This is a genomic window from Caballeronia fortuita, assembly GCF_001544835.2.
In the GTDB taxonomy this organism is placed as follows: domain Bacteria; phylum Pseudomonadota; class Gammaproteobacteria; order Burkholderiales; family Burkholderiaceae; genus Caballeronia; species Caballeronia fortuita.
The window spans coordinates 347,690-360,128 of the sequence record NZ_FCNX02000004.1; the positions used below are offsets into that span (position 1 = coordinate 347,690).

The following is a 12,439-nucleotide window of genomic DNA, read 5'->3' on the forward strand; positions in this document are numbered from 1 at the left end:
GATAAGCCGATCACGCCGGCGTTGCTTCAGCCGAAAATCGAAGCGTCAAGCCACGCTCGCAGCACCGAACGCAAGAGCGCGTTTGCTCATGCCCGCATCGATTTCCGCGGAACGCGCTTTTCGTCTCGCACGTTCGACGAAGGCGCTCGGCGTCATGCCGCACAATCGCTTAAAATGCCGCGCCAGATGGCTTTGATCGAAGAAGCCCACTTCCGTCGCAACGACCGATCCCGGCACGCCCGCGAGCAACAACGTCTGCGCCCGCCGCACACGCAACTCGCACAGATACTTGTACGGCGACAACCCGAATCGTTCGCGAAACACGGTGGCGAAGCGCGATACGCTCAGCGCCGAAAGATCCGCGAGTTGCGCGAGGCTCACGGTCTTGTCGAAATTGGCTTCGATATAGGCGAGCGCGTCGACCAGATTGGCTTGGCTCATGGCGAAGTCTCGGAGGTTAGAGATTGCGCGTGCGTCGACGAAGCGCGCTGAAACCGGCTGATGGAGAACGACGAGAGATCGATCGGCGTACTGCCCGTATCGAGCAGTTCGGCCAGCGTTTCGCCGACACCCGGCCCGATCTGAAAGCCCGATCCGCTGAAGCCGAACGCATAGAACAGGCCATCGGCTTTCGAACTCGGACCGATCACCGGCTCCGAGTCCGGCAGATAGCTTTCAACGCCGCTCCACACACGAATTACATGCAACGGACGCATCGCGGGCACCATGCGGCGAAACTGCGCCATCTGCGCGATGGTGTTCGCGGGCAGCACGGATGCGCGCCGCGTGCTCGCATCGGCGGGACCGGGCGGGCCGCCGCCGAGCACGATATTGCCGCGCTCCACTTGCCGGAAATACACGCTCTCTTCCTTGATCGACGTGTACACGCCCATCGAAAACTTGAAGACGTAAGGCACGGGTTCGGTGACCGCCATTTGCGGGCCGCGCGCGACGAGCGGCACCGGCTCGCCGAATTGCGTCGATAACGTGTTGGCCCACGCGCCCGCGCAGATCAGCACTTGCTCCGCGCGATACACGTCCCCGCTCGCACTTTCCACGCGAAAACCGCCCGGCTCCTTTTCGATGCGCACGACCTCCGTGTTCTCGACGATGCGTGCGCCGAGCCGCGCCGCCGCACGCCCGAACGCGGGCGCGGCAAGACGCGGATTCGCATGACCGTCGAGCGGCGAAATGGATGCGGCGAGCACATCGCGGCCGAGAAACGGAAAGCGCTTGAACATGGCCGCGCCTTCGAGCACTTCGAGATCGAGATCGTGTGCGCGCGCATCGGCGGCATAGCGATGAAAGTACTCCGCATCGTGCGCGTGATAGCACACGCGCGTATGTCCCGATGGCAGGAACTCGATGTCTTCGCCGAGCAGTTCGCGCGAACGCCGCCACGTTTGCAGCGCGCGATTCGACATCGCGAGTTGTTCGAGCGCGCGGCCTTGCCGGCGCACGCCGCCAAAGTTCACGCCGCTCGCCTGCTGTCCCGTGAGACCGCGTTCGAGCAGGATCACCGAACGCTTGCGGCGGCGCAAGAAGAAAGCGGTCGTCGTGCCGACGATGCCGCCGCCGATCACGATCACATCGGCGCGCTCGTTCATTCGCTCGTCTCCATGTCTTCGTGCGGCGCGAGCGCCATCGGCAGCGGTTTGACCGGCGCCTGTCCGCGCAGACGTCCGACCGATTCGAGCGGCACGCACGCAGCCGCCGCGATGACTTCCGCGCCCGCATGCGCGCAGAAGCGGCCCTGGCATCGTCCCATGCCGACGCGCGAAAACGCCTTCGCGCGATTCGCCTCCTTCGCGCCCATCTCGCCCACGACGCGCCTCAGATCGCCTGCGGTAATCGCTTCGCATCGGCAAACGATGGCTTCATCGGGCAATGCGGCGGCAAAGCGCGCGGGCCACGGAAACGCGGTGCGCAAGCCCGATGCGAAACGTGTGAAACGATGCAATTGCAAACGCAACGCGCCCGCTGCGTCTTCGTTGCTCTCGATGCCGATATCCTTCAACACCGCGAGCGCGGCAAGACGTCCCGCGTGCTCGGCTGCATCGGCACCGCGCACGCGCGCGCCATCGCCTGCGAGATAGACGCCTTTCACGTCGCTGCGGCCGTCTTCATCGGCGATGGGAAGCCATTGCTGCAACGCCTGATCGAAGCGGAACCCGCAGCCCGCGAGATCGGCGAGTTGCGTTTCCGAACGCAGGTGATAACCGAGCGCGACGGCATCGCAATCCACTTCGAGCATCGCGCCATCGGCTTGTCTGACACGCACGCCCTGCACGCCATGCTCGGACGTGCCACGAATCTCGACCGGCGTGATACCGCGATGAACCGGCACGCGCGCATCCTTCAGCACGCGCATCAACGCGATGCCCTTCTTCAACGCCGATGGAATCGCGAGCAATTGCGGCAACGCGCGCAGACGATGCGCCATCGTGGATGTGTCGAGCACGGCGGCGACCGTCGCGCCCGCCTTCACGTACTGCGCGGCGACGAGATAGAGCAGCGGTCCCGTGCCCATCATCACGACGCGCGATCCGATTGCGCAGCCCTGCGATTTCAGCGCGACCTGCGCGCCGCCCAGGCTATACGCGCCCGCATGATGCCAGCCCGCAACCGGCATCGTCCGATCCGTCGCGCCGCTGCAAATGACGAGCGCATCGAACGCGATCTTGCGATGACGCGTGCCGCTCACCACATGCACCGCATTCGGCTCGATGTTCCATACGAGCGTATCGGGCACGTAATCGATCTTCGGTCGCAACGCATCGAACGCTGCATGCAGCGCACGCGCGCGCCCGGCTTCGGTGCCGTACAAGGTCTCATACGTGCGCGTGAACCCTTCCGGCTGCCGACGATAAATCTGTCCGCCATCGCGCCTGCCTTCATCGATCACAATGGGACGCAAGCCCGCTTCGACGAACGCCTGCGCCGCGCGCACGCCCGCCGGTCCCGCGCCGATCACGATCACGCTCGTGGCCATACGCCCTCCGCCGCCGAAAGACGCGTGACGATCGACATGCCTTCGACCGCCTGCGTCGTGCATGCGCGCACGCGATCGCCGCTTTCGGTCCACACCCAGCAGTCCTGGCACGCGCCCATCACGCAGAATCCCGCGCGGCGGCCATCGCCGAATTCGGAATCGCGCAAGGCTTCCTGCGATGTGAGCAGCGCGACCATCAACGTATCGCCTTCGGCTGCGAGCGCGCGCTTGCCGTCGATGACGATATCGAACATCCTGCGCCCCGTCTCCGCGACTCTCACGAAACGTCCGCTCATGCCGTCACCGTTTCGATCGACTGCATGCGCGCGAGATCGCCGGCGCTGTGATGACAAAGAATCTGCGCGCCCGATGGCAAGGTCTTCTTCGCGGGCGGCGTCACGTTGCACTTGCCGTCGATGCGCGCAGCACAACGCGAACGGAAGCTACACAGCTCGGGCACATCGCTTTCGGGGCCGAGCGCGGGCAATGCGCCGAGCGCCATTGCGCGGCGCGAATCGAGCCAGCCGGGACGCAGCGCGGGCACCGAATCGACGAGCAAGCCCGTATAAGGGTGATACGGCGGACGCGAAAGCGCATCGCGCTGGCCCGCTTCGACGCACTGGCCCGCATACAGCACGATGACTTCATCGCAGATCGCCCGCACCGTCGAGATGTCGTGGCTGATGAACATGTACGACACGTTCAGTTCGCGGCGCAATTCCGCGAGCAGATCGAGGATGGCCGCGCCGACGACCGTATCGAGCGCGGACGTGACTTCATCGCAAAGAATGAGTTCGGGATTCGCCGCGAGCGCACGCGCGAGATTCACGCGCTGCTTCTGTCCGCCCGAAAGACCGCCCGGCTGACGCTTCGCGATCGATGCGGGGAGCTTCACGAGATCGAGCAGTTCGAGCATGCGCTTTTGCGCTTGGGCACCGCGCAGGCCGTGATAGAAATTCATCGGCCGTGCGAGAATGTCGGCGATGGTGCGGCTCGGGTTCAGCGCGGTATCCGCGTTCTGAAACACGATCTGCACACGCCGGTACTGCTCCAGCGTGCGCGCCGACAACTTCGCGGGCAAGGGCTTGCCGTCGAGCAGCACGTCGCCGCGCGCGCGTTCGACGAGGCCCGCGATCACACGCGCGAGCGTCGTCTTGCCCGAGCCCGATTCGCCGATCACGCCGAGCGTGCTGCCGCGCGCGATCTTTAGACTCACGTCGTCGAGCACGCGCACGGCGGGCACGCCGTGCGCGTCGACGCGTCCATAGCCCGCGCTCAGATTGCGTATCTCGAGCAGCGGGACGGCGCGTGCCGCATCGGGCGTTGCGAGTTCCACTTCCGGGCGGCGCGTTGCGGCGAGCAACTGACGCGTGTATTCGTCGGCGGGCGCATCGAGCACTTGCGCGGTCGTGCCGTTCTCGCGCACGCGTCCGCCGTTCAACACGACGATGCGATCCGCCATCTGCGCGACCACCGCGAGATCGTGCGATACGTACACGGCCGTCGTGCCGAGTTCGCGCACCACGCTCTTGAACGCGGCGAGCACTTCGATTTGCGTGGTCACATCGAGCGCGGTGGTCGGCTCGTCGAACACGACGACGGCGGGATCGGTGATGAGCGCCATCGCCGCCATCAAACGCTGCAACTGGCCACCCGACACCTGATGCGGATATCTGTCGCCGATGCTCTCGGGATTCGGCAACGCAAGCGAGCGAAACAGGCCGATAGCTTTCTGACGCGCCGCGGCGGGCGTCATGAGCTTGTGCAGCAGCGCGGGCTCGGTGACCTGATCCATGATCGTGCGCGCCGGATTGAAGCCCGCCGATGCGCTCTGCGCGACATACGCGATCGTGCGCGCACGCAGCGCGCGGCGGCCCTTCGCGTCGAGCGACAATACATCCGTAGCGCCGATCTTCACCGAGCCGCCCGCGATCGAACATCCGCCGCGCGCATAGCCGAGCAGCGCGAGCGCGATGGTCGTCTTGCCCGAGCCCGACTCGCCGATCAGCGCGAGCACTTCGCCCTTCTTCACGTTGAAGTCGACGTCCTTCACGATCTCGACGACGGGATCCGGCGCCGCGCCCGCGACAACGCGCAAGCCTTTCACTTCGATCATGTTCGTCGTCATTGGCCACCTCCATGCGAACGCGCGCCATGACGACGCAAGCTGTCGATTAGCAGATTCACGCCGACGGTCAGCGTCGCGATGGCGACAGCCGGCATCAGCACGGCGGGCGCGCCTTCTGCAAGCCCGCCGATGTTCTCGCGCACGAGCGAGCCCCAGTCCGCGTTCGGCGGCTGCACGCCGAGACCGAGAAAGCTCAGGCCCGAGAGCAGCAACACGATGAACACGAAGCGCAGGCCGAAATCCGCGAGCATCGGATGAATCATGTTGGGCAGCACTTCCACACGCGCGATATAGAAGAGCTTCTCGCCGCGCGCCTTCGCGACCTGCACGTATTCGAGCGTCATGATGTTGACCGCGAGCGAGCGCGAAATGCGGAACGCGCCGGGGATGTAGGCGAGCGCGGCGACCATCATCAGCATCGGAATGGACGAGCCGAATGCCGCGATCACGACGAGCGCGAGAATCTTGCTCGGGATCGAGATGAGCGCATCGAACAGACGGCTCAGCACTTCATCGACCCATTGTCCCGACACGGCGGCGACGAGACCGAAGAACGTGCCGATGAGGCTCGCGGCGAGTGTCGCGGCGAGCGCGAGACCGACCGTGTATTGCGTGCCGTAGAGAATGCGGCTCAGCATGTCGCGGCCGAGATAATCGGTGCCGAGCAGATGCGCCGCGCTGAACGAGGCGAAAATTTCCGTCGACGTGAACGCGCCGCCTTTATACGGCGCGACGACGGGTCCGACGAACGCGACCACGAGCCAGAACACGACGATGAAAAGGCCGATCAGCCCCAGCACCGAAAAGCGGCTGACGAGGCGGCTCAACCGTCCGCGCCTGACGGCGACGTGCGCCTGCTCCTGAGGCGCATCGCCGGGAGGTTGATCGTATAGCACGGTCGTGGCGTGAGAAGAGACGTTCCGATTCATCGTTGACGCAGCCTCGGGTTGGAGACGATCTGAGCCAGATCGGCGATGAGCACGAGCGCGAGATAGGCCGCACAGAACACCATCACGCAGCCCTGCACGAGCGGCATGTCGCGATTGGTGACGGCATCGACCATGAGGCTCGCGAGACCGGGATAGTTGAAGATCGATTCGACGATCACCACGCCGCCGAAGAGATACGACAGCGACAGCGCAACCGCATTCGCAATCGGTCCGATCGTGTTCGGCAACACATGCCGCAACACGACGCGCACCGGCGACGCGCCCTTCAACAACGCCATTTCTACATACGACGCATTGAGCTGATCGAGCACCGCCGCGCGCGTCATGCGCGCCATCTGCGCGACGATCACGCAGCAGAGCGTCATCACGGGCATCGCATAGGTGCGCACGAGCGCGCCGAACGAAGAGACATCCGACAGATACGAGAGCGCCGGCAGCCAGCGCAGCTTCACCGCGAAGATCAGGACGGCGATGGTCGCGACGAGAAACTCGGGCACCGCCACCGTCGACAGCGTGAGCACGTTGAGCGCGCGATCGACGAGCGAGCCGCGATACATCGCCGACAGAATGCCGATGAACAACGCGACCGGCACCGACACCAGCGCGGTCAATCCCGCGAGCACGAGCGAATTCGGCAGGCGCGTGGCGATGAGTTCGCTGACCGGCAGATTGTTCGACAGCGACGTGCCGAAGTTGCCCGTCACGACATGCAGCAGCCATTGGAAATAGCGGGTGACGGCGGGCTGATCGAGGCCGAACTGATGACGCAGCGCGGCAACCTGCTCGGGCGTCGCCGCCTGGCCGAGCGCCTGCTGCGCGGCATCGCCGGGCAAGAGGCCGGTGATGCCGAACACGACCATCGACACGATCAGGAGCGTGAGCAGCGCGAGGCCGAGGCGCGCGGCGACGAGTCGTTGCGCATGAGCTTTCATCGGATATACGCCTCTCTCTCGTTGAAGGTTTGATTGCGCGCCACGAAGCCGTGGCGCGCGCGCTGCTAAAGCGCACTCATGCTTCGAGCCACACGTTCTCCGCGAACATCCATCCCATCAGCCCCGCGAGCGGAATGCCGCTCAGTCCCTTCAGCTTCGACGTATGCGCGTCAAGCGAGCTCTGGAACATCGGAATGCCGACGCCGCCATCGCTATGCACGAGCTCCTGCATGTCGCCGTAGATCTTCTTGCGCTTCGCATCGTCCGGCTCGCCGCGCGCGGCGACGAGCATCTGGTCGAACTGTGCGTTCTTCCAGTTCGCTTCGTTCCACGGTGCATCGGACTTGAAGAACTGCGTGAAGATCACGTCGGCGCTCGGGCGCGCGTTGATGTTGCCGAAGCCGAGCGGATGCTTCATCCAGTGATTCGACCAGTAGCCATCCGAAGGCACGCGCGTCACTTGCAGATTGATGCCCGCTTGCGGCGCGACCTGCTGCATCAGCACGGCCATTTCGACGGAACCTTCCGCCGCCGGCGATGCGTACAGTTGAATCGGCGCGCTGCCGAGCTTCGCCTTCTGGAAGTGGAACTTGGCCTTGTCCGGATCGAAGCCGCGTTGCGGCAGGCCCGCCATGTAGTACTTGTTGCTCGGATCGATAGGCTGATCGTTGCCGATCGCGCCATAGCCGCGAAAGATCGTCTTGCGCATCTGCTCACGATCCATCAGGTACATCATGCCGCGCCGGAAATCCGCATTGCCGGTGATGCCGCCGTCGTCGCGCATGATGAGGTCGGTGTACTGCCCCGTCTTCGTTTCCAGCACGTTGAAGCCAGGCGTGCCCTTGATGCGCTCGGTCGAGCGCGCGCTCACCGCGTTGATGAGCTGCACGTCGCCGGACATCAGCGCATTCACGCGCGCGGGTTCGTCCGCGATGCCGATGAGTTCCACTTCGTCCAGATGCGGCATGCCCGGCTTCCAGTACTTCTCGTTGCGCACGCCGACCGTGCGCACGCCCGGCGCGAATTCCTTGAGCTTGAACGGACCCGTGCCGATGGCCGTCTTGAAGTCCGTCGTGCCGTCCTTGATGATGAGAAAGTGCGAGTCCGCGAGAATCACCAGCAGGTCCGCATTCGCACCCGACAGCGTGATCGTGAGCTCGTTCGGGCCGGTGGCCTTGATCTCCTTGAACTGATCGGCGAGCGTCTTCGCCTTCGAGCCGACCGCCGGGTCCTTATGGCGCATCAGCGAATAGATGACGTCCTGCGGCGCGAGCGATTTGCCGTCGTGGAACTGCACACCGTTCCTCAGCTTCACGACCCACACCGTTGCGTCTTTCGTATCGAGCGATTCCGCGAGCGCCATCTTCGCGCCGAGATGATGGTCGAGCTCGGTCAGTCCGCTGTAGAACATGAACGCGCGCGCATAGTCGGTACCGAGCGCGCCCTTCGCGGGATCGAGCGTATCGGCGGCGGAGGACGATTGCGTCGCCACGCGGATGCGTCCGCCCTGCTTCGGCTTGTCCTGCGCGAAGGCCGCGCCGCTCGCGGTGAGCAACCCCGCGCCCGTCACGGACATGAGTCCGCCGGCGGCCATCGCGCGAAGGACGTTGCGCCGCGATGCGCCACGGCGCGTCAGCTCTTCCAGGCGTTTGCCGGCATCGGCGTGAACGAGTGCTTCAGGCGAGGTGTCGATGCTCATGAACTTCTCCGCGATAGGGACTGTGGGTATGCGACGGCTCGTTATTGAGTGAAGGCCGTCTTTCCTTACTGTCGATGCTTCAATAAAAGACGTCTTTGATCGAGTAGTACGCGCCGACGAGCGGCAGGAACCAGGGCTTGCCCGTATGGCCCGGAATCGCGGGCCAGTCGAAGTCGCGCCACGGGTTCGCATCGGCGTTGCCGTTCATCACGTCGGCCATGATCTGGCCCATGTGCGTCGACATCTGCGTGCCGTGGCCGCTGTAGCCCATCGAAAAATAAAGGCCGTCGTGCTGGCCCGCGCGCGGCAGGCGATCCGCGGTGATATCGACGAGACCGCCCCAGCAATAGTCGATACGCGCCTCGGCGAGACTCGGGAAAATCGCTGCGAGATTCGCTTGCAGTATGCGTCCGCTCTTTGCATCCGATGGACGCTCCGATGCAGTGAACCGCGCGCGCCCGCCGAGCAGCAAACGTGCATCGGGCGTCACGCGGAAATAGTTATGCATCAGGCGGCTCGTCGTGTACGAGCGGCGTTGCGGCAGCAGTTGCTTCAGTTGTTCCGCCGGCAGTGGCTCGGTCACGATGATGAACGAACCGACCGGCGCGAGCCTGCGCCGATACCACGCGAACGGGCCATGTTTCGAAGGGCCGGTCGCGATCAGCACCTGCTTCGCGCGCAAGGTGCCGCGCTTCGAATCGATACGATACGCGCCGCCTTCCTTCGTGATCGCCGCAACTGCGGCATGCTCGTAAAGACGCGCGCCTTGTCGTGCGGCTGCATTCGCAAGTCCGGCTGCAAACTTGCCCATGTGCATCTGTCCGCCGTGACGTTGCAGCAAGCCGCCGTGAAAGGCATCGGACTGCACTTCGTTGCGGACCTGATCGCGATCGAGCAGTTCGACGTCCGGATCGACTTCGCGCCGGATCAATTCGGCTGTGGTCGCGATGTGTTCGAGATGATGCGGCTTCGCGGCGAGCTTGAGCTTGCCCGACGCGAGATAGTCGCAATCGATGTTCTCTTCGCGTATCAGACGCTCGACCGTGCTCACCGCCGCCGCATACGCGCGATAACAGCCTTGCGCGCGCTCCACGCCAAGTTGCGAGCGCAGCGCCGCGTAATCCTGCGCGACGCCCGTGTTGCACTGGCCGCCATTGCGTCCCGACGCGCCGCCGCCGATGCGGCCGGCATCGAGCACGGCAACCGATGCGCCGTGCTTTGCCAGCGCGAGCGCCGCCGACAGGCCCGTGAACCCGCCGCCGATCACGGCGACATCGGCCTGACCATCGGCCGGGCCTTCGCACGTCGAGATGATCGAAGGCGCGGTATCGAGCCAGTAGGAGTCGAGTTTCATCGGCGTTGCTCGCGTGAAGTGGCTTGAATTACAGACCGAGCTGACCGGCCAGATCGCCGATGGTGTCCACTTCGTAATACTCGTAGTACGGCGTACCCGGCTCGTGGCCGCGCTTGACGAACGCCTTGTGCTTGATGCCCATGTCGTGCGCGGTCATGAGGTCATAGCGCAGGCTCGACGACACATGCAGCACGTCTTCCGGATTGCAGTTCAACTGATCGAACATGTATTCGAATCCCTGCATGCGCGGCTTGTACGACTGGGCCTGCTGCGCCGTGAACACGCGATGAAACGGCGCGCCCAGCTTGTCGACGTTGCTTTGAATCTGATCGTTCGATGCGTTCGACAGAATCACGAGCTTGTACTTCGTGGCAAGACGCGAGAGACCTTCCGGCACGTCCGGGTGCGGGCCCCAGGTCGGCACGGCGAGGTAAAACTTTTCTGCTTCCGCTTCGTTGAATTCGACATTCATGCGCGCACATGCACGGCGCACCGAATTGACGATCACATCGCGATACGGCTTCCATGCGCCGAGCACTTCGTCGCGGCGATAGCCCGCGAAGAACTTGACGAACTGCTCGAGGTCATCGCCTTGCAGGCGGTCGGCGTACATCTCGCGGGCCATGTCGGCCATGCGGAATTTCGTCAGCGTGCCGTAGCAGTCGAACGTGATGTACTTCGGCTCGAAATCGATCATGGTGTCAGTCCTGTCGTGTGTTGGTTGAGCAAGGAACAGCGTTGTGTCGAGAAAATTTAAACAAGGCAAAAATGACTGATGGCGTTGAATCGTGCCTCGCGACGACATAACTCATGCGTTCTGAGGCGTCGCCACAGCAGAAAATGCGGCGTACTTTTTTGCACGAACGTGCGCTTCAGACTTCCGTGTCGATGAGCACGCTCTTGAAGCGCAGATTCGCTTCGTAAGCCTGCCGCCCGAGATCCTTGCCGATGCCCGAGCGCTTGTAGCCGCCCGTCGGAATCACGAAATCGCTCGTGCGTCCATAGCGATTCACCCATACGGTGCCCGCCTCGATGCCGCGCACCATGCGCAACGCGCGGCCGATATCCGCCGTATGCACGCCAGCGGCCAATCCGTAGTCGGGATGCGACGAGAGTTCGAGCGCCTCTTCTTCCGTATCGAACGACTGCACAGTGAGCACCGGGCCGAAGATCTCGCTGCGCACGGCATCGCTTTGCTGCGTGACATCGCACAACAAGGTTGGAGCGTAAAACGCGCCAGGCGTCGCGGCATCGGCGCGCTTGCCGCCGTATCGCAAGGTCGCGCCGTTCGCGATGCTGCGTTGAACGATTCCATCGATACGTTGCGCCTGCTGCTCCGAGATGATCGGCGGCAAGGTCGTGCCCTCGGCCCACGTCGCACCCGCCTTCAGTTCGCCGAAGACCTGTGCGATGCGATCCGTCAGTTCATCGGCGATGTCGCGTTGCACGAGCAGGCGCGAGCCCGCGACGCACACTTGCCCCGCGTTGCCGGTGATCGCGCCCGCGATGCGCCGCGCGACTTCATCGATGCGCGGTGCATCGGCGAACACGATTTGCGGGCTTTTGCCGCCGAGTTCCAGCGTGACGGGCTTTGTGCCCGTTTCCGCGCACGCGGCCATGATCGCGGCGCCGGTGCGCGTCGATCCGGTGAACGTGACCTTGCCGATGCGCGTATGACGCACGAGCGCATCGCCGGTCGTGCGGCCATCGCCCTGAACGACGTTGAAGATGCCCGGCGGCACGCCCGCTTCGACTGCGAGTTCAGCGAGACGCAACGCGCTGAACGGCGTCAGCTCCGAGGGCTTGAGCACGACCGCGTTGCCCGCCGCGAGCGCGGGCGCGGTCTTCCATATGCCCATCACGAGCGGGAAGTTCCACGGTGCGATCGCGCCGATCACGCCATAAGGCTCGGCGATCGTCATCCCGAGATGCCGATGATCCGTCGCCGCCACATCGCCGCCGATCTTGTCGGCGAGTTCCGCATAAAAGCGGATGCTCTCGGCGGTGAACGGCACGTCCCAGTTGTAGGCATCGCGCACGGGACGCGTCGAGCCGATGGCTTCGAGCGGCGCGAGCGTGGCGGCATCGGCGGCGACGAGATCGGCAAACTTGCGCAGCACGCGTGCGCGCTCCCGCGGCGCGCGGCGTGCCCAATCGCTCTTCTTGAATGCGTCGTATGCGTTCTGCACGGCGTAGTCGATCATCGCGTCATCGGCGAGCGGCACCGATGCATACGCGAGTCCATCGGACGGACGCGTCACCTCGATACGCGACGCGCCCGCATCGATCAGTTCGCCGCCGATGAAATGCCCGCTCCTGATGACGACGCTGGCAGGATCGAACCGGTCCATTGCGTGAGTCCTCTTCCGTGATGTTGCGTTGAC

At 64.2% G+C, this 12,439-nt stretch carries 11 protein-coding genes; all 11 read right to left on the bottom strand.

The annotated features are described in order from the left end of the window. Positions 1-45: 45 nt before the first annotated feature. A complete protein-coding gene (locus tag AWB77_RS10655) occupies positions 46-441 on the bottom strand; it encodes a helix-turn-helix domain-containing protein (RefSeq protein WP_061134381.1) in 396 nt (131 codons plus the stop codon). Next, positions 438-1,607: an NAD(P)/FAD-dependent oxidoreductase gene (locus AWB77_RS10660; RefSeq protein WP_061134382.1), complete on the bottom strand. Its 1,170-nt coding sequence runs from the start codon at positions 1,605-1,607 to the stop codon at positions 438-440. Before AWB77_RS10660 ends, AWB77_RS10655 begins: the two co-directional genes overlap by 4 nt. Beyond that, positions 1,604-2,992 (bottom strand): FAD/NAD(P)-dependent oxidoreductase, encoded by a 1,389-nt coding sequence (locus tag AWB77_RS10665; RefSeq protein WP_061134383.1) that lies wholly within the window; start codon positions 2,990-2,992, stop codon positions 1,604-1,606. Before AWB77_RS10665 ends, AWB77_RS10660 begins: the two co-directional genes overlap by 4 nt. Beyond that, the gene (locus tag AWB77_RS10670) at positions 2,977-3,288 is read right to left on the bottom strand and encodes a (2Fe-2S)-binding protein (protein WP_061134384.1); all 312 of its coding nucleotides are present in this window, start codon (positions 3,286-3,288) and stop codon (positions 2,977-2,979) included. Before AWB77_RS10670 ends, AWB77_RS10665 begins: the two co-directional genes overlap by 16 nt. Continuing rightward, positions 3,285-5,120, bottom strand: coding sequence for an ABC transporter ATP-binding protein (locus AWB77_RS10675; RefSeq protein ID WP_061134385.1), 1,836 nt, complete (start codon positions 5,118-5,120; stop codon positions 3,285-3,287). Before AWB77_RS10675 ends, AWB77_RS10670 begins: the two co-directional genes overlap by 4 nt. Continuing rightward, positions 5,117-6,049 carry an ABC transporter permease gene (locus tag AWB77_RS10680; protein WP_061134386.1) on the bottom strand — a complete coding sequence of 311 codons (933 nt, stop codon included), beginning with the start codon at positions 6,047-6,049 and terminating at the stop codon, positions 5,117-5,119. Before AWB77_RS10680 ends, AWB77_RS10675 begins: the two co-directional genes overlap by 4 nt. Next, positions 6,046-7,002, bottom strand: coding sequence for an ABC transporter permease (locus AWB77_RS10685; RefSeq protein ID WP_061134387.1), 957 nt, complete (start codon positions 7,000-7,002; stop codon positions 6,046-6,048). The genes AWB77_RS10680 and AWB77_RS10685 overlap by 4 nt, the downstream gene beginning before the upstream one ends. A gap of 76 nt (positions 7,003-7,078) precedes the next feature. Beyond that, on the bottom strand, positions 7,079-8,701 hold the full coding sequence (locus AWB77_RS10690) for an ABC transporter substrate-binding protein (protein ID WP_061134388.1): 1,623 nt from the start codon (positions 8,699-8,701) through the stop codon (positions 7,079-7,081). A 79-nt stretch (positions 8,702-8,780) separates the two neighbouring features. Continuing rightward, positions 8,781-10,055 carry an NAD(P)/FAD-dependent oxidoreductase gene (locus AWB77_RS10695; RefSeq protein ID WP_061134389.1) on the bottom strand — a complete coding sequence of 425 codons (1,275 nt, stop codon included), beginning with the start codon at positions 10,053-10,055 and terminating at the stop codon, positions 8,781-8,783. Between the two features lie 28 nt (positions 10,056-10,083). After that, a complete protein-coding gene (locus AWB77_RS10700) occupies positions 10,084-10,752 on the bottom strand; it encodes a haloacid dehalogenase type II (RefSeq protein ID WP_061134390.1) in 669 nt (222 codons plus the stop codon). A 175-nt stretch (positions 10,753-10,927) separates the two neighbouring features. Then, positions 10,928-12,406, bottom strand: a complete 1,479-nt coding sequence (locus AWB77_RS10705; RefSeq protein ID WP_061134391.1) for an aldehyde dehydrogenase family protein — start codon at positions 12,404-12,406, stop codon at positions 10,928-10,930. Between the last annotated feature and the right edge of the window lie 33 nt (positions 12,407-12,439).